The sequence below is a fragment of the Paenibacillus sp. FSL H8-0261 genome, from assembly GCF_045040645.1.
In the GTDB taxonomy this organism is placed as follows: Bacteria; Bacillota; Bacilli; order Paenibacillales; family Paenibacillaceae; genus Paenibacillus_AQ.
Map to the genome: position 1 here is coordinate 6,331,893 of NZ_CP150297.1, position 19,312 is coordinate 6,351,204.

A 19,312-nucleotide genomic window follows, 5' to 3' on the forward strand; every position below is an offset into this window, starting at 1 on the left:
AATTAATATTCAGAAAAAAATTAGAATTACTCCCCTACCAATGCACGATATCCAGCTGCATCTAGCAGTCCTTTTACAGCATCAGCATACTCTCCGTCCACTTCAATTTCAAAAATCCAACCTTCACCATACGGCTTATCATTAATCAGCTCCGGACTAGCTTCTAATCCGTCATTAATCTTGGTAACCGTCCCTGAGACGGGTGAATAGAGTTCCGATACGGTCTTAACGGATTCGATACTGCCTACGCTGTCGCCAGCTGAAATGGCCGAACCCACTTCAGGAAATTCCACAAATACGATATCGCCTAACAAATGCTGAGCATGATCCGTAATCCCAACACGTACTACGCGTCCTTCCACTTGCTGTGCCCACTCATGCTCTTCGCTGTAAAGAAGGTTATCTAAAACTTCACTCATTTCAAGCCGCCTCATTTCCAAATTGGAATTCTAAATTTAGTTATAGCCTAAGTGATCGCGGAGCATAATGTCAATATTACTAACAGTAAAATAAATTTGTCGTTTTTTTGACTTTTTCTTGTTGACAGCGCCCTCCTATACCCGTTTAATGGAGACATAAGAAACAAATACAGTTGCGGATGATGGCATAGGGAGAGACTGTCTCACTTGAAGACGGCGCCGAAGGAGTAAGCCCTAACAGGGGTGAATCTCTCAGGCAAAAGGACCTTTGTCGGACGTACCTCTGGAGAGCATCAGACGCGAGGCTGAGTGCGTCAGGTCACCAACGGGGAAACTTGCATGTTAGTTACGCAGGGTAACTCTCAGGTACAAAGGACAGAGCAGAAAGCGATTAGTGCATTTATGCATGATTGCTTCTGCCTGTCCTTTTTTTCGTATGTAATCAGACTAGGGGAGTGACGACATGGATGCTTTGAAAAGAACGCCTTTTTATGATCTCTATTCCGCTTATGCGGAGTCCAGGTGCATTGATTTTGGCGGCTGGGAGCTGCCAGTACAGTTTACAGGTATCGTGAAGGAGCATGAGGCTGTTCGCCAGCAGGCTGGACTGTTCGATGTATCGCATATGGGTGAATTCATCGTGATCGGAAGCGGCGCTGAAGCCTTTTTACAAAAAATGACGACCAACGATGTCAGCCGCCTTACCGATGGTGCGGCACAATATACGCTGCTCTGTTATCCAAACGGCGGTGTGGTCGACGATTTGCTCGTGTATCGACTAAGTGAAGGCCGTTATATGCTCGTTGTAAATGCCTCCAACATCGATAAGGACTTCCAGTGGCTGCAAGAGCATCTGACCTCTGAATTCGGTGAAGTCACACTCACTAATGTCTCTGACGAGACGCTTTTGCTCGCCTTGCAAGGTCCGCTGGCAGAGACCATACTCGCAGAAGTTACTGATGCACCGATCTCAACGCTCAAGCCTTTCCACTTCATCGAACGCGCAACCGTCTGCGGTGTAGAAGTACTGATCTCCCGTACGGGTTATACCGGTGAAGATGGCTTCGAAATTTACGCTTCGCTGGATGGGGCAGCAACGTTATGGAACGGCCTTCTCGCAGCTGGCTCTCCTCACGGATTAACACCTGCTGGACTGGGCGCACGGGATACGCTTCGTTTCGAGGCAAAATTGCCACTGTACGGTCAGGAGCTGTCGGCTGACATCACGCCTCTTGAAGCTGGAGTACAGTTCTTCGTGAAGCTGGACAAAGCGGACTTCATCGGACGCGATGCGTTGATACAGCAAAAAGAAGCCGGTCTTCCCCGCCGTCTTGTCGGTCTAGAAATGATTGATCGAGGCATTCCGCGCTCCCATTACCCAGTCTATGCGGACGGCATCAAAATCGGAGAGGTCACAACCGGAACCCAATCTCCAACGCTGAAACGCAACCTGGGATTAGCTTTGCTTGATACAGCTTACAGTGAAATAGGCACAGAGGTTTTCGTAGAGATACGCGGCAAGCAGCTTAAGGCTGTCGTGATTAAGGCCCCTTTTTACAAGTATAAACGCCTTTAGCGTCCATATTAGGACGGTGAACTTTTAAGCGAGAAATAGAAGGATAAAGTATAACGTGAAAATTGTACTTTCTTATATTTTAAAAAAGCCAAGGAGTGAAACCTTAATGAAGCACCGTTATCTGCCCATGACAGCACAGGACCGCGTAGAGATGATGGAAACCGTCGGGATTCAGTCCATAGATGAGCTGTTCTCCGATATCCCTGAAGCCGTCCGTTATCAAGGCACTATGCCGATGTCTGAACCACTCGATGAGTACGCCCTGCTACGTCACATGAAAGGTCTCGCTGACCGCAATGCTGACTTCGATTCGCACGCCAGCTTCCTCGGCGCCGGACTATACGACCATCACATCCCTGTAGTGATCAACCATGTCATTTCCCGTTCAGAATTCTACACTGCTTACACCCCTTATCAACCGGAGATCAGCCAAGGCGAACTGCAAGCGATCTTCGAATTCCAATCCTACATTTGCGAACTAACCGGTATGAAAGTTGCCAATGCCAGTATGTATGATGGCGCAACCGCATTATCCGAAGCAGCAGTCCTCGCAGCTGGTGCCACCAAACGCAAAAAATTAATTGTCTCCCGCACCGTTCATCCTGAAGCGCGCCAAGTGTTACGCACATCAGCTAATGCTTGGGGTCTTGAGGTAGTGGAGATTGACTATAGAGACGGTGTTACCGATCAGGCTAAGCTTGCTGAGGCCATTGATGGTGATACGGCTGCAGTACTGATGCAATCGCCTAACTTCTTTGGCAGCATCGAAGATCTTAGCTCGGTTGAGCCGCTGATCCATGCTGTTAAAGGGTTGTTCGTCGTCAGTGCAAATCCGATCGCTCTTGGCGTACTAGAAACACCAGGTAAGCTCGGAGCCGACATCGTAGTTGGTGACGCTCAGCCACTCGGTATTCCCGCTTCCCTCGGCGGTCCAACCTGTGGATTCTTCGCTGTAGCAGAGCATTTAATGCGCCGCATGCCAGGTCGTATCGTTGGTCAAACTGTTGACCGTAACGGTAAACGCGGCTTCGTTCTGACACTCCAAGCTCGTGAACAGCATATCCGTCGTGAAAAAGCGACATCGAATATTTGCTCCAATCAGGCGCTGCTCACACTCTGCGCATCCGTCTACCTGTCCGTAATGGGTAAAGAAGGGATGCGTGAAGTAGGCGAGCTGAACATTCGTAAAAGCCATTACGCCGCTAATAAACTAAGCGAACTAACAGGTGCTGAACTCACCTTCTCCTCCCCATTCTTTAACGAGTTTGTCGTGAAGCTTCCGGAAGGAAGCAGCGTAAGTGCAATTAATTCGAAGCTGCTGAAGGAAGGTTATCTAGGCGGTTATGATCTGGGCCGTGATTATCCTGAACTTGCTGGACATATGCTGGTAGCCGTTACGGAAAAAAGAAGCAAAAACGAAATCGACCAATTCGCTAGCGCACTGGAGGGCTGTTTATGAAACCGGAGCAAAGTCTAATTTTTGAATTAAGCCGTCCCGGCCGTTCGGCCTATTCTTTGCCACTATGCGATGTGCCGCAGGAAGAAAGCTTAGAATCTCTGATTCCATCAGGTTTACTCCGTAGCGAACCCGTCGTGCTTCCAGAAGTATCGGAAGTGGATGTCATTCGCCACTACACTTCCTTGTCACGCCGTAACTTTGGTGTAGATAACGGCTTCTATCCACTCGGTTCATGCACGATGAAATACAATCCGAAGATTAACGAAGATGTTGCCCGCATCGTAGGCCTAGCTAAGATCCACCCTTACCAGCCAGAAGAAAGCATTCAAGGTGCACTGGAATTAATGTATACCCTGCAAAATGACTTATCCGCACTAACCGGCATGGATGCTGTATCTTTACAGCCTGCCGCAGGTGCTCATGGTGAATGGACCGGCCTCATGATGATCCGCGCCTACCATGAAAGCCGCGGCGAGACCCGCACGAAGGTTATCGTGCCGGATTCCTCACACGGCACCAATCCTGCTAGTGCTTCAGCAGCAGGACTTGAAACGATTACGATCCCTTCCACAGATAAAGGGATGGTTGATCTTGAAGCACTCAAAGCAGCTGTTGGCAGTGACACAGCCGCATTGATGCTGACCAATCCAAGCACACTCGGCTTGTTTGAGACCCAAATCGTCGAAATTGCTGAGATCGTGCACGAAGCAGGCGGCTTACTCTATTACGATGGAGCCAACTCCAATGCCATTATGGGTATTACCCGCCCTGGCGACATGGGCTTTGACGTTGTGCATCTGAACTTGCATAAGACAATGAGCACCCCGCATGGCGGAGGTGGCCCTGGAGCCGGACCTGTCGGTGTAAAATCCATCTTGATTCCGTTCCTACCACAACCAACTGTGGTGAAAAACGAAGATAGCAGCTTCTCACTCGACTTCGGCGGACCTGAATCGATTGGACGCGTGAAAGCTTTTTACGGCAACTTTGGTATTCTCGTTCGTGCCTACGCCTATATCCGCACCTATGGTCCAGACGGACTGCGTGAGGTATCCGAAAATGCCGTGCTGAATGCGAACTATATGATGCACCGTCTGGCGCCGTATTTTGAAATCCCATATCCGGGCGTATGTAAACATGAATTCGTAATGTCCGGCAAAAACCTCAAGCAGTATGGTGTGCGCACCTTAGACGTTGCTAAACGATTACTCGACTTCGGCTACCACCCGCCAACCGTGTACTTCCCTCTGACTGTTGAGGAATGTATGATGATCGAGCCGACGGAAACGGAAAGTAAAGAAACGCTCGACGGCTTCATTAATACGATGATCCAGATCGCAAAAGAAGCGCAGGAGACACCGGAAATCGTAATCAACGCACCTCATACCACAGAAATTAGCCGATTGGATGAGACACAGGCTGCGCGTAAGCCGGTATTGAATTGTTCTTGCGGTTAAGTACTTATCAAAAAAATGTTCTAGACAGATAAAAGCCATCCTCCGTTGTTGATTAATTTCGGAGGATGGCTTTTATATCTTATGTACAAACGAGTATTTTGATGATTATCATCAAAATTTACAACTTAAGTATTTCTATCAATTCCCATCTCTCGCTGATATCCATCTTACTATAAATACTCTTAACGATATTCCGCACAGTCCCCTCTTTCACATTAAGGTCATTGGAAATTTGCAACGCACCTTTTCTTAGTGACCAGTGATACGCTACCTCCCTTTCTCTGGGCGATAATCGATACGAATCACACTTTTCCTGAAATCTGTACTCAATTAACTTTGGGCTTCGTTCCTTCAACTTCAGAACAATCTTTTCGGATAATTGTTTAATAAAGAGAATCGAAAAGCCAATTTGCCTCTCGGCTTCAAATGAAATGTCGATATATCCATATATACAACCATTTATCATTATAGGAGCGCATACACAATTCCACTCTTTAAACATTGGCATACTATGCTCTTCTCCACGCACTACTGCAATTGATTTAACCTCCATCGCTAGTGAAACTGCATTTACTCCAGAGAATTGCTTCGAAAGGTTAGTTCCACTCCTAATTCCAAAATGATCTACTTTCTTCTGAAACGCTTCGAAAGGACTAACAATATTAATAATATTGCCGGCTTGATCTGTTAAGAAAAAAACAAAGGGCAATAAGAGAAATTCCGTTACTTTCGCCAATTCTGAATGTAGTACTTCAACCAATACCTCGTAGGGAACCAGCTCTTCTATAGAAAAGGATTTTTCTGTTTTGAGGTTACTCCAAGGTTGGCAAAATTCACACAAGGAATTATTAGATTTTTTATCTACATCATCTACCGTAAACCAAGCTCGTTCACATTCAAGAATATCCAAACAAACCATTCTCCCAACTTATGGTATTAATTAAACAGAGCATAACACTCCATTCAAAAGAAAACAATGACATAAGTCGTCAGGTTTGTGTTAGATCAAAAAGATAAAAAATTGTTAAATAAAGTGGATTTATTGTAAAAAAAATATATTTTAGCACAGATTAACTCAAAAGGGAATATGTACTGAGGGATATGTATCTTAATAGATATTCTAGTTACTATAAAGTTATTAATCCACTCATCAGGGAGTTTAACAATTACGATAGGTTTGTGAAAATTCACATAGTTATGATCTTTTTTAGGAGGTGCTGAATTGTTTGAAATTCAAAAAAATCAAGAAATTTTGCTTGAAAATGTCCTTTCCGTTAGAAAGAAGATGAATCAAGAAGAATTACAAATAGAAATAGCTCAAACTGCAAAAATAATAGAAAAATATCAAGCAGTGAAAGCAGGACCCCTTATTACGAGCACATTCTCGGCGGAGATTGTTAATGGGGAATATTTAATGGACATGGAGATTATGATTCCTCTCAATAAGCCTTTTCCATCAGATCAAACTTATAAACACAAAAAAATTTTCCACTTAGTTAATGCCCTATCCTGCAGATTCATGGGGAACCCTGTTGGAGTAGAAAGTACATATGAATCTATTATAAAGTACATATCAGATAAGGGACTTCAACAAATCACAGCATTTTATAATGTGTACACTTCAGATAACTCTGAAGCTTCCTTAGAAAAAATGATTATTGACATTTATGTAGGTGTAAATCCATCTATTTTATAAAAATGAGGAGCCGGCTATGAAAAAAAAAATAGTGATTTTCTGTTTTAGTATCACATTAATTTTCACTATCTTGAGTTTTATTTATTATATCGATACCTTTCAAGATACTACAATTACTGTATTAGGAACTCTTTTGATTTTGAATCTATTTATCATCAGTGAATGGAATAAGCTTAGACTGGGAAATCAAAATATTAAGCTTTGGAAGGTGTATTTTTCAGTTATTTGCTCAGGAATTATATTGATAGCCAAAATGAATAGGATTACTAATGGTCCCATATGGATACCCTTTTGTTTCACAGGATTTATCGCTCTCATATTAATTGGATTGAATTTTCTAGCCAAACACGAAAAATGAATATGGAATTAAATCAGGGATTTTCATTTGATCATTCACTCCCGATTTAATATAAATCATGATTAAAGGAGGTGACATAATGGAACTCAGTTTTAATCATAGTACGTTTGAAGAACTTGATTTATCTTCGTTGATGGATCTTAATGGTGGTGGCTGGTTAACTAAAGCAGTCGGCGTAGCCTCTTCAGTAGTGGGCGTTGGGGTTGCTGCTGCTGGAGTACCAGCAATCGCTAGTAGCTGCGCAATCTTAGGAGCAATTGCCACAGTACCAGCTCTTCCTGCATTAGGTTTAGCTGCTGCAGTAGCAGGCGTAGGAGTCGCAATATTTGGATAAGGGGAGATTGAATTGGAAATTTCAAGTAGTGGTTTTGAATTATTAAAAGGATCTGAATTGTACGATATTCAGGGCGGTGCTCTTTGGGGACAAATTGCAACTGGTATAGGTGGAGTTATTGCTGGAGCCACTTTAATAGCAGTTGCGGCAACAGCACCAGTTAGTCTTCCAGTAGTAGCAGCATGCGCCTTTGGCTATACTGCCTTAACTACATCTAGTATCATTGTAATTTCCGCAGGAATTGCTAATAAAAATATATAAAACACTTTCCTGAATATTTAGTAGCTCCAAGAGAATAAATATCATTCACTTGGAGCTTATTATGATTTCTATTAGGTCAGAGAAGCAATCTTCTAGTGAGGCTTATTTACAAAAAGATTTTGTTTCAGTTACGAAATCATTCTCTACATGGATAAGATATTGTTGATCCCAATGAATATGTACAAATCACTAATAGTAGGTGGGGTTTATTCTGTTTAAGAAATACTATTGTATTAAACAGCTTGATATTAAAGACTGCGGTGCAGCCTGTCTAGCAACTATCTCCAAACAATACGGTCTCAAATATCCAATCACTAAAATTCGTGAAGTAGCCGGAACTGATAAAATGGGAACCAATATATATGGACTCATAAAAGCAGCAGAAAAACTTGGGTTTACAGCAAAAGGAGTCAAGGGAAGCCATGAAGCCTTCTTCGAAAACTTCCCACTTCCCGCTATTGCCCATGTCATTATAGATCAGACTTTATTACACTATGTTGTAATCCATAAAATATCAAATAAGGAAATAATTGTTGCGGATCCAGTCCAAGGTATAGTTAAATATACACCGGAAGATTTCTTCCAAATCTGGACAAGTGTCCTTATCTTAATGGTACCCACTCCTCAATTCAAAAAAGGGGACCAAACAAAAGGTCTATTTGCTCGTTTCTTTGGATTGCTGATTCCTCAAAAAAGAATGCTAGGAGGAATTTTTCTAACATCTATACTCTACACTATCTTAGGTATACTTGCTGCATTCTATTTCCAATTTCTTTTAGACGAAATTCTACCCTTTGGATTAAAAAAAACACTTAACATAATATCTGTTGGAGTCATCATTCTCTACATATTTCAAATATTATTAAATGCCTTTCGTAGCCATATCTTACTGACGTTGAGCCAAAAACTCGATATTTCACTCATACTTGGCTATTACCACCATGTGTTAAAGCTCCCAATGAATTTTTTTGGTACACGTAAGACAGGAGAAATAATATCAAGGCTTATGGATGCTTCGAAAGTACGAGATGCCATTTCCAGCGCAACACTAACCATCATGATCGATATTATCATGGTTATTGCCGGTGGAATTATTCTATATTCGCAAAGTGCTCTTTTGTTCGGAATTACTATACTTATGGTGCCAATGTATCTGGTATTGGTTTGGAGCTTCCACAAACCATTTGACCGTTTAAACCGCGAACAGATGGAAAAAAATGCTCAGCTCACCTCCTATATTGTTGAATCAATAGATGGTATCGAGACAGTTAAAGCCTATCATGCAGAATCGAAAGTGGGCTATGAAACTGAACAGAAGTTCATCTCATTTCTGAGATCTGTCTTCAGTTTTGGTCTTTTCAATAACATTCAAGCCTCCCTCAAGAGTTTTGTACAACTCGTTGGAGGAGTAGCCATACTGTGGGTCGGAGCAAGACAAGTGATAAAAGGCAATATGACAATGGGCCAATTGATTACCTATAACTCGTTATTGGCTTACTTCCTGCAACCCATCCAGAACTTAATCAACCTCCAGCCCACTTTGCAAACGGCCATTGTCGCTGCTGACCGATTAGGAGAAATTCTTGATTTGGAAGCGGAGAAGCATAATGATGAGGACAAGAAGATTCAACCTACTTCATTAAAAGGTGATATTAAATTTGATCGTGTCAGCTTCAGATACGGTACACGTTCCCTTGTACTTCATGATATCGATTTGACACTTAGACAGGGTGAGAAAATTGCCTTTGTCGGTGAGAGCGGCTCGGGTAAAACCACACTAATCAAATTAATTATGCAATTTTACCAACACGAAGAAGGCGATATCTTAATTAACAACTACAACATTAAAGATATTCATTTAGATAGCTTAAGACAGCGGATCGCATATATCTCACAGGATACTTTCTTTTTTAGCGGAACAATTCGGGAAAATCTATGTCTGGGTGTCGATCAGGATATGGATTTGGAACTGATTGTTACCGCCTGCCAAACCGCACAGGCTCACGAATTCATCAATCAGCTTCCACTCCGCTACAACACTTTGTTAGAAGAGAATGCGACCAATATTTCCGGAGGACAGAAGCAGCGACTGGCTATCGCCAGAGCGGTGCTCAAACAGCCGGATATTCTTATTATGGATGAAGCCACTAGTAACCTGGATTCTACAACGGAGAAGGCAGTATCGGAGACGATCAATGCTTTTGAAGACATGACTACGATTATTATCGCTCACCGTTTGAGTACAATCATGCGTTGTGACCGAATTTATGTCATGGATCAGGGGCGGATTATTGAGTGTGGGACACATCAGGAGCTTCTAGATTACCGTGGAAAGTACTACGGCTTGTGGAAAGATCAACTCCCCGGGGTTGAACAAAAACAAGATCACACCATTCAATATGCTGCTGCAGGAGTAGGCGAGGTGTCTCTCGTATGAGCGCACAAATACATAACTTATCAGAAATGACCGATAGCAGAGAAATCATGGAATCCAAGACCAGTCCTGTGATTTCTATTTTCATACTTATCTTATTTATTCTATTGGGGTCTGCGTTGGTCTGGTCCTATTTTGGCCAGATCGATGAAGTCGCCAAAGCCTCTGCTGTAGTTAGGCCCAATGAAAAAGTCAGTACCATTCAGACTTCATCTGTGGGAAAAGTGGAACAGGTATATATCCATGAAGGGATGCAAATTAAGCAGGGCGAGCAGTTAATTTCCTTTGAGCATAAAGAACTCGATATAGAATTATCCAATCGTAACTCCGAAATCAATAAGCTCACTAAGAAACTGCACTATCTCGAGCTTTATAAACAAAGCATTAGCAATTTAAACAATCAATTTTCTTCTGAACATGCAGACGAAGTTTACTATTATGACATGGTAGAACAATTTCTCCTTGAATACAGCCAGCAGCAGCAGACCTATCAAGGAACCCAGGATCAGCTTACAGCTGCCATTCACGAGAATATAGGTTTGCAAGAATCTTCTGCCTTTAGTGCCGAATCCAGTTTGGATAAATCTCTTCAAAATAAAATTGAACTGGAACGAAAAAAGAAACTGCTGAATGTTGAAATTACAAACGAGAAATTGCTTGTGCAATCCATCAAAGAGAATCAAAATCTGCTTCCATCTACAGATACAAAACGGACGGAACAATATAATACATACCAAATTAAATATGTGCAACTATCTAAACAATCTGCTGAGAAAAAAGAAATCTACAACCGTTCGCTCAGCTTGGGGGACCGCCTTGTGCCTCAATCTCAGATTACAGATGAACAGCATCTATATGAAAGTTCATATTTGCAAATCAACCAATTCCAAACCGAAGCCGTGCTCAGCGCAGAAAGCAATATCACCAATTACAATCAACAATTGGTTGAGATAGAGGTCAGCCTCGATTTGCTAATAAATGGGCATGATCCCTCAGTTTCAGAACGAAAAACTTTAGAAATGCAAAAGAAACAGCTGGCTGAGCAGCAAAATGATCTACTGAATCAAGAGAAACTTAACCGGTCAACCGAAAAAACCTCATTGGAAAAGTTGAAACTTGACCGTATTGTACAGATTCATTCAGCAATAGAAGAAAATAAAAGAACCTTAATTACGCTGCAAGAGGCTATTAAGCAACTTGAGCTTGAACGAAACAAAAGACTGCTCATAGCACCAATTTCTGGGACCATTAATATTTTAAAAGAAACCAACATCGGGGACATGGTACAATCCGGCGAAGCCTTGATCTCCATTATTCCTAGCAACGAGTCAAAATATAAAATGAGCATCGCCGTACCTAACGCAGAAGCAGGAAAAATAGCGATTGGCAATAAAGTTGATTTCAGCTTTTCAGCCTTCCCTAAACAAAGTTTCGGTTCCCAAAAAGGTACGATTACATCTATCAGCACAGATTCAATTGTTCAGCAAGACGGTCTAAGCTACTATTTGGTGGAAGCAACGATATCCAATGACCCACTTGTTGATCGCAGAGGTGAACGTGGAGAGCTTCGTGTAGGGATGATAGCGCAAGCCTCTGTTATTACCGACTCCAAGAAGATCATTGATTTTGTTCTTGAAAAAATCAACTTAAAGGAATAGTGAGGTTGCCAGCTAAATGTTAAAGAAAACAGCTCTCTTGATACTTTCCTTCTTATTACTCCTATTGCCGCATTCCATTACAGCTCATGCTGATACGCAGGTATCTAGTGCAACAAAATTGCTTTCCATGGAAGAAACAATCCAGCTAGCATTAACTAACTATGTAGATATCAAGCTCTCACAATGGAATATTGCAGAAACGGATTCCAAATTCTCGTATGTATCATCTGAAAAGAAAAAGCTGGAACAAAAAAATGTAGTCATAACTAGCGGACTGCTGCCAGTAAATCCTGATATTTTTATCAATAGTATTCCTGGTTACTCTGATTTAAGTAAAGAAGAACAGGCAGGGGTTAATCAATCCATTCTCATTCAAATTATGATTAACACATCTCTGAATCAATTGGTTAGCGCTCAGACTGAAAGCCAAAACAGTTACAATCAAGAGACTAAAACAGCGCAGCTCAAGGAATTTCGTGACCAGTTGCGCACATTAGAAACAGATAAAGTAATTAATCAGTTACGACTTCAAAAAACAGAAGCCCTCATCCGCTACTACGCTGTGCAGAAATATTATCAACTCTCTTCTCTAAAAAAAACGATTGAGTATGACAAACAAGAAAGCCAATATTGGTTTCAACATTCTGTGGATACCTTGCGATCATACGAGCATGGTCTACTGTCTAAGAGAAGTTTGGACGATTTTAATCGTAAAAATGCGGAACGAAAATCTGCTTTTGAACGTAACCTTAGGAGTTATGAAGCTCAGCTAGAACAATTTAAGCTTGAGTTAGGATTATCATCCTATTCAGAAGTCCTGCTGGATGATGTCATCTCCAGTGCACCAGAGCCTGTGAATTGGAACACTGTAGTCAGCCTCTCTAGCAATTATGATTTACGCGAGGAAGATGCACGAATCACACTCGCCAAAGATAATCTTGATGCCGTCAAAGCTTTCGATGCCGGACTCGTCACTTATTATTCTGTTCTATGGGCCAGCCAGATTTCACACAAAAATATAGTACAACAACAACTCGAAGAAAAACTGGCAACTTATAGGCCGGAAGCCAATGAAATTGATTTTGAATATTCAGAGCTGAAAGAGCAGCAACTGGAGCTCGTACGCGTCTCCCAGGATAATGATACTCTCTTAAATAGCGGATTAATTTCAGCAGCTCAGGCAGATCAGAACAAGCTCGATTTACTCAACTTAAATCGGCAATTCGATAAGCAAAAAGTAAAGTACACTTTATTCCAAGCAAAGGTTACTCTGGCTCTTAGTGGAGTCATCCTCTAATAACCATTAAATTATCATTCATAACTCAAAGGAGAAATCACAAGATGAAAACCATATCCAGCATAATCGCAGCAACTCTTCTTTCTACCGCTATCGCATGGCCTGTCCATGCCGCAGAGAAGCCAATCTCCATTCAGATCAATCAGCAACAGCTCGCACTGAAGGGACAGGCTCCCTTCAATGACAACGGTACAATTGTCGTTCCGTTCCGCCCGGTTTTTGAGAAACTAGGGCTTTCAATCGAGTGGAATCAAGCCACCGGTACCATCACCGGTACTAAGAAAGGTCTTACGATTACTCTTCAATTAGGTAGCAAACATGCCCGCATTAACGGTGTGGTGACGCCCCTAGCTGTTGCTCCTAAGCTCATTAATAATTCCACTTACATTCCACTACGCTTCGTAGGTGAAGCTACAGGCAATGAGGTCTCCTGGAATGCAAAGTCGAAGACAGTGGCCATTACAGCTAAAACTAATCAGGCAAACCCGCAGGAAATCAGTTCTTTTTTCGAAAAATACATAACCTATACCAACAATAAGAACTACGACGGATTCATGAGCCTAATAGACAGTAAGTCTCCCCTTGCGGTCATAGGCCCGCAGATTAAGATTCAAATGGAACAATACAATCAGACCACGGCGCTGGACAAATTGGAGATCATCAGTCTTCAACCCACTGAGGCTACGGTTCACACTCTTGAAACGACTACACATCTCAGCGGCCCGTTCACCTTGGACAATACCTCTGAATATATTTACAGCTTAACGCGTACTGCCAGCACTGAAGATTGGAAAATTATCAATTTGCAGATTAAAGCAGTACAATACATCCTCCCGGACAAACTACTGAACGCTGAGCCTGCCGTAACGAAAGCGGATGAAACGGATATATTGGCTGTGCTTCAGAGCAACTTGGACTATACCAATGCAGAGAATATACAAGGCTTGCTGTCTACTATTGATCCTAAGTCCCCTGCTCTCGAGCAGACCAAGCAGCTCTACAGCCAAATTTTCGCAGCCTATGATCTAAAATCGACTTTGGAATCGACTAAAATCATTCATTATACCAAGGATACCGCAGCCGTATATATGGTTCAGACGAGCATCAAGCTTAAGGGTCCTGACTTTCAGGATAACCGCTCCACCTCTGTCACAGTGCTAAAGAAATCTACAGAAGGTAAGTGGTTGCTGGATCAGACCTATCCGCTTAGTGTGGATAAGCTGACTCCATAGAGTATGAGGAATCCTGACCTAAATCAACTCGCCTACCGGTAGTAACACAAAATAACGGCAAGCCCCCATTTACCCGGAGGCTTGCCGTTTGCTTATTTAAAGTGCCGGAGCATTAGTTTTATCTGCTCTTTTGCGCTCCTTAGCCGATTTACGGAAGTAGAACAGCTCGTAAATCGCTGGAACTACAACCAGCGTAAGCAGTGTTGCCGCAGTTAACCCCCCAATAACTACAATCGCCAAGCTTTGCGAGACGATACTGCCCATCTCGGCATGGCCGAACAGCAGTGGAGTCATGGCGCAAATGGTAGCAATTGCCGTCATCAGAATCGGGCGCATCCGTGTTCCTGCCGCTTCCAGAATGGCTTCGCGAATACCCATATGCGTTTCATTCTGCTTAATACGGTCGATAAGCACAATCGCATTCGTGACGACGATACCAATTAGCATCAGAGCCCCGAACAGGGCAGTGAAATCAGGTGTTACGCCGGATACGATCAGTCCAACAATCGCCCCAATCGCAGCCAATGGCAAGGAGAACATGATTGCCAGAGGAGCACGAAGGGTTTTGAAGGTGAGGACCATGATCAGATACACCAACCCGATGGAGATCAGCGCTGTCATACTAAGGTCAGCGAAATCCTCTGACTGATCAACCGAGGCTCCGCCTGCAAATAGAGTCACACCCTTTGGAAGGGTAAGACTATCGGTTTGCTTTTTAATATCCGCTCCGATTTCAGACACCTTCTTCGGATCCACTTCCGCTGTAATTCTCGCATATGGCTTCCCATCTTTATGGAACAACAGTGCTGGTTCATTCCGAACCTCATAGGTTGCTAGTTGAGACAACGGCTTTGGACCTTCAGCAGTCATGAGCGTCATTGCTTTTAAATCTTGCTCCGACTTTGGCTCAGCTATAGGATCTAACACTACTCCTGCAAGTGTACCGTCCAGTTCGATTTGCCCCATAGGGATCGGATTCAGCATAGCCGACAATTGCATGGTAATTTCTTGTGCATTCGTCTGTGCTGGATCTACCTTAAATGTAAAGACAGGTTTGGTATCCTCCATATTGCTACTGACCTTCTGAATACCCTCCACAGTCTTCAACTTATTCGTAACTTCTGCTGCAACAGCAGTAATATCTGTAAGATTATCACCCACGATATCAATATATTCGCTAGTGGAGCTTGAACCCATCATACTCATTTGATTAGCAACAAGTGTTGCCCCAGCGTAGGAATCCTTCACATCACGGACATGATCGATGAAGCCTTGCGCATCCGCACCTTTTTTCATCACAACGGTATAGTCCACTAAGGTCTCCGAGCTGACAGACCCCCACTGGGCCGCATCTGCACTGTTCCCTGATTGCATGATCACCGTTTCCGCTTCAGGCTGTTTCATCAAATCTTGCTCTAACTGCTTTCCTTTTTCTAAAATCTCTTTGACAGGAACATCCTTAGGATAATTCAACTGAACAGAGACATAGCTGGCATCTGAAGCATCAAGCGCACCTTTTGGCATAGTCACATAAGCAGCGATAGAGCCAATCAGAAGGAGAAGACCTAGCGATAAAGTAATCCATTTCCGGCGCAAATTCCAATCGAGGAATCGGGTGAACCATTTAGACGGCTCGTGTTCTTTCATTGAAGTTCTTCTCAGCAGCCATGAGCTTAACAGCGGAACCACCGTCAAAGCTACAACGAGTGAAGTTAACAGTGAATACGTGACCGTTAAGGCAAACGGAAGTAGGAACGCCTGTAAACTACCACGCAGAAGACCCATCGGCAGAAATACCGCTACCGTTGCAATCGTAGATGAAGTAATCGCTCTAGCCACTTCCCCAGTTGCGCTTATAATCATTTCACGGGAGAAGGGTTCTTTTTGCAGCCTACGGTAAATGTTCTCGATCACTACGATACTATCATCAACCAAGCGACCAACCGCAACGGCCACACCTCCGAGCGTAATAATATTCAGACTTATGCCGGATATATCAAGGAGATATAAGGTAACAGCTAGAGAAAGCGGGATAGAAACCGCCGTAATCAGGGTTGCCCGCAGGTTGCGTAGGAACAGTAAAATTACGATCGTCGCGAACAATGCGCCCAGCAATACTTCACGCATCATACTATTCACAGAGGTAACCACCATATCTGATGTGCTGAATACGACCGCTGCCTCTGCATTTGGAATGGTTTTGTTAATATGTGCAACGGTATCCTGTATATGATCTCCGACACTTACTGCATTCGCATTAGCTTCTTTGGTTACTATGGCGAAAAGAACATCTTTCCCATTCGAGCGGCTAACGCTCTCTTGATCTTCCTTCAATTCGACGGCAGCAATATCCTGCAGCTTAACACCCGAGGATACGGGTAGCTTTTTTAGAGTATCGATACTATCAATTGTAGAAACCACATTAACGTTACCTGTCTGACCACCAATCGTCTGCTCCCCAAGGGATGCCGATACATTACGTCCCTGAAGTAACCCTAGTACTTGAGGTGTCGTAATTCCTTTCTCAGCCATTAATTTTGGATCTAGCTTCACCCGCACTTGCGGAGTTACTTTCCCATATAAGGCGACGTTGGCTACACCTTCTGCTTGTTGCATCTCTGGAATGATCGTTTCTTCCGCAAGCTTAAGGTTTTCTTTAGTCAGACCTTCGTCAAACGAAAGGGTGACCTGCGACACGGGAATCATGGAAGTATTCAGTTGAAGTACAAAAGGGGCCATCACCCCTTCAGGGAACTGCAACGAATCTACAACCTTTTGCACCTCCCCAGCTGCATCCTTCATATTTGTTTTTGAGTCATAAAAAATATTCACCTGTGCGTATCCGTCTCCGGAAGTGGACAGTATTTCTTTCTTTCCCTTAACAAAAGCGGCCCCAGCCTCAATCGGCTTCGTAACCTTCGTCTCCATCGCATGGGCATCCTGACCCGGACCGAGCACCGTTACAGTCACTTGCGGATTATCTGCCTCTGGCATAAATTCCATCGGTAGCGAAGTATAGCTCAGCCCTCCCACTACAAGCGCCATTACCACTAAAAGCCCTACCGCCGCCTTGTTACCGAACGACCATTTGGTTAACCATTTCATTATCGTTTCCCCTTCCACCCCGTATATTTCTGGTACTCCTCTTATGACTGCCCCATTATGTATTATTTTCCATCCCGAGATTTAGTTTAGACATTTTTGGTCGAAGTCAAAACAGCCCTACGGCTGGTTTTATACTCAGTCTTAAGACGGGGGGCTTTCTCCTTCCGAAGGATAGGGAATTAGAGCAAACAAAAAAAGAGCACCCCAAAAGCCATGTAAAATGGCTTTCGAGACACCCTTTTGCTATGATTATTATTTTTGTTTAGCGCGCACTGGATCGCGGAACATATATTTTAAGAGTGGTGGTGTTACAAGTGTAGTTACAATGACAACAATAATTACGGAAGTAAAATACTGCTGCTGCAACAATCCGCTTTGCAGACCTGTTGCCGCGATGATCAATGCAACCTCACCCCGCGAAATCATCCCTGAACCAATAATAAGCGACGAATGGTTATTAAATCCTGTAAGACGCGCCCCCAGACCGCCACCAAACAACTTGGTCAGAATGGCAATCACCGTCAACAAGAGGACGAATCCTAGTTGACTGCCAACCCCTTCAAAGGAAACATTAAGTCCGATACTGACAAAGAAGACCGGAACAAAAATCGAATAGGCGATAGGCTCAAGCTTAGATTCCACAGTGTGCTTAAAGGAGGTTTGTGAAATAGCAATCCCAGCTGCAAAAGCACCGATGATGCCTGCCATCCCCATAATTTCAGCAAAATACGCGAACGCAAAGCAAATCATTAGCGCCGCTGCGATAACAGCCTCTGTCACCTTTAACGGAGCCATCCATTTCATAACCCGCGGCACAACGAACCAACCCACAACAAGCGCTACAGCGAAGAACAACACTTTTTTCGTAATTAAAAGACCAATGGACACTGATTCTCCTGTGCCGAAAAAGCTCATTAATACAGCGAGCAAAATAACAACCAGAATATCATCGACTACAGCGGCTCCCAGAATGGTAGAACCTTCACGTGTATTCAACTTATTCATATCCTTCAGTACCTGGACCGATATACTGACCGATGTTGCACTAAGAATGACACCCATAAACATAGCATTATGATAAGCAAAACCAAACATTTCTCCGATGGCGAATCCACCTAGAAAAGGTAAAATAATACCTCCGACGGCTACTGCGAAAGCTGACTTCCAGTTCTTGCGCAGTTGATCCAGATCAGTCTCAAGCCCTGCTATAAACATTAACAATAGAACACCGATCTCCGAAAAATAATGAATAAACTCTCCATTTTGAATCCAACCCAGTACCGCAGGACCTAGTATAATACCGACAATTAACTTACCCAGTACCGACGGTTGTCCCAGTCGTACAGATAAATCACCAGCTAGCTTGGTGAATAGTATAATCAGCATAAGATATAGAACAAACTCCATGTTTCATCCACTCCCTTGTTGTATATAAGAACTGCCAACCAGGGACATCTCCAAGCCAAAAAAAGACAAAGAGGAGCCCTTGTTGACAGGCTCCTCCAAAAAACAAAAAATTATTCAATTAAACAATATTAAATATATTATAACCGTAATATAAAAGACTGTAAACAAGATACGCCGATATTTTACCTTATGCAAATTTTAGTTAATAAAGAATCAGCTTCACTATTTTAGATAGAACACTTCACGTAAAGGCAACATTGGCACCTCATCATTGAAATCAAATGACCCTTCAACCATCTTTGAAGTAATGGCATTCCATCGGTTGCAGGCGTCACTTTTAGCAATGTAATCGAAAGCCGCTTCTGTATCCTCACATTCAAAGCAATAAAAAAATTGATTACCATTCTGAAAGATGGAGTAGTTAGAAATACCAGCCTTACTGTGCTCCTCCAAAACTTCTGGCCAAGGATTTAAATGCATCGCTACATACTCTTCCAGACATTCTTCCTTCACCCGCCATGTCCAAGCCAATTTATTGCTGCTCATCTGTTCATCCTCCTAGAAATGTCCTCTATTGCACATAATAAGAATCAAATACATTTGATACCTATTATTGTAC

The 19,312-nt window shown here is 43.0% G+C and carries 15 protein-coding genes and 1 riboswitch; of the genes, 10 read left to right on the forward strand and 5 right to left on the reverse strand.

Going from position 1 to position 19,312, the window contains the following annotated elements:
- Positions 1 to 26 precede the first annotated feature (26 nt).
- Positions 27 to 419: a glycine cleavage system protein GcvH gene (gcvH, locus tag MHI27_RS28320; RefSeq protein ID WP_042131286.1), complete on the reverse strand. Its 393-nt coding sequence runs from the start codon at positions 417 to 419 to the stop codon at positions 27 to 29.
- Between the two features lie 179 nt (positions 420 to 598).
- Positions 599 to 697: riboswitch (glycine riboswitch) on the forward strand.
- 185 nt (positions 698 to 882) lie between these two features.
- Here gcvH and gcvT point away from each other — a divergent pair.
- The 3 genes from gcvT (at position 883) to gcvPB (ending at position 4,911) form a co-directional block, all read left to right on the forward strand.
- Positions 883 to 1,995: a glycine cleavage system aminomethyltransferase GcvT gene (gene gcvT, locus MHI27_RS28325; protein WP_405175138.1), complete on the forward strand. Its 1,113-nt coding sequence runs from the start codon at positions 883 to 885 to the stop codon at positions 1,993 to 1,995.
- 106 nt (positions 1,996 to 2,101) lie between these two features.
- Positions 2,102 to 3,454: an aminomethyl-transferring glycine dehydrogenase subunit GcvPA gene (gene gcvPA / locus MHI27_RS28330; RefSeq protein WP_405175139.1), complete on the forward strand. Its 1,353-nt coding sequence runs from the start codon at positions 2,102 to 2,104 to the stop codon at positions 3,452 to 3,454.
- Positions 3,451 to 4,911, forward strand: coding sequence for an aminomethyl-transferring glycine dehydrogenase subunit GcvPB (gcvPB, locus tag MHI27_RS28335; protein WP_405175140.1), 1,461 nt, complete (start codon positions 3,451 to 3,453; stop codon positions 4,909 to 4,911). The genes gcvPA and gcvPB overlap by 4 nt, the downstream gene beginning before the upstream one ends.
- A 118-nt stretch (positions 4,912 to 5,029) precedes the next feature.
- Here the strand turns inward: gcvPB and MHI27_RS28340 are convergent, their stop codons facing one another.
- On the reverse strand, positions 5,030 to 5,821 hold the full coding sequence (locus tag MHI27_RS28340; RefSeq protein WP_405175141.1) for a LuxR C-terminal-related transcriptional regulator: 792 nt from the start codon (positions 5,819 to 5,821) through the stop codon (positions 5,030 to 5,032).
- A 312-nt stretch (positions 5,822 to 6,133) separates the two neighbouring features.
- On the opposite strand from MHI27_RS28340, the gene MHI27_RS28345 reads away from it, so the two are divergent.
- From MHI27_RS28345 to MHI27_RS28375, 7 genes are all read left to right on the forward strand, one after another.
- Positions 6,134 to 6,607, forward strand: coding sequence for a hypothetical protein (locus MHI27_RS28345; RefSeq protein ID WP_405175142.1), 474 nt, complete (start codon positions 6,134 to 6,136; stop codon positions 6,605 to 6,607).
- Between the two features lie 437 nt (positions 6,608 to 7,044).
- A complete protein-coding gene (locus MHI27_RS28350; protein WP_036678596.1) occupies positions 7,045 to 7,299 on the forward strand; it encodes a hypothetical protein in 255 nt (84 codons plus the stop codon).
- Positions 7,300 to 7,311: 12 nt separating this feature from the next.
- Complete coding sequence (locus MHI27_RS28355) at positions 7,312 to 7,560, forward strand: hypothetical protein (RefSeq protein WP_036678593.1); 249 nt, start codon at positions 7,312 to 7,314, stop codon at positions 7,558 to 7,560.
- 208 nt (positions 7,561 to 7,768) lie between these two features.
- Entirely contained in the window at positions 7,769 to 9,997 is a 2,229-nt protein-coding gene (locus MHI27_RS28360) for a peptidase domain-containing ABC transporter (RefSeq protein WP_405176812.1), read from the forward strand.
- Positions 9,994 to 11,652, forward strand: coding sequence for an HlyD family efflux transporter periplasmic adaptor subunit (locus MHI27_RS28365; protein WP_405175143.1), 1,659 nt, complete (start codon positions 9,994 to 9,996; stop codon positions 11,650 to 11,652). Before MHI27_RS28360 ends, MHI27_RS28365 begins: the two co-directional genes overlap by 4 nt.
- Positions 11,653 to 11,668: 16 nt before the next feature.
- A complete protein-coding gene (locus MHI27_RS28370) occupies positions 11,669 to 12,949 on the forward strand; it encodes a hypothetical protein (RefSeq protein WP_405175144.1) in 1,281 nt (426 codons plus the stop codon).
- Positions 12,950 to 12,993: 44 nt separating this feature from the next.
- Entirely contained in the window at positions 12,994 to 14,181 is a 1,188-nt protein-coding gene (locus MHI27_RS28375; RefSeq protein WP_405175145.1) for a stalk domain-containing protein, read from the forward strand.
- A gap of 96 nt (positions 14,182 to 14,277) precedes the next feature.
- On the opposite strand, the gene MHI27_RS28380 is transcribed toward MHI27_RS28375, so the two are convergent.
- From MHI27_RS28380 to MHI27_RS28390, 3 genes are all read right to left on the reverse strand, one after another.
- Positions 14,278 to 17,286, reverse strand: a complete 3,009-nt coding sequence (locus tag MHI27_RS28380; protein ID WP_405175146.1) for an efflux RND transporter permease subunit — start codon at positions 17,284 to 17,286, stop codon at positions 14,278 to 14,280.
- 252 nt (positions 17,287 to 17,538) lie between these two features.
- Positions 17,539 to 18,693: a cation:proton antiporter gene (locus MHI27_RS28385; protein WP_042192295.1), complete on the reverse strand. Its 1,155-nt coding sequence runs from the start codon at positions 18,691 to 18,693 to the stop codon at positions 17,539 to 17,541.
- A 222-nt stretch (positions 18,694 to 18,915) separates the two neighbouring features.
- The gene (locus MHI27_RS28390; RefSeq protein ID WP_042192298.1) at positions 18,916 to 19,239 is read right to left on the reverse strand and encodes an L-rhamnose mutarotase; all 324 of its coding nucleotides are present in this window, start codon (positions 19,237 to 19,239) and stop codon (positions 18,916 to 18,918) included.
- Positions 19,240 to 19,312 lie beyond the last annotated feature (73 nt).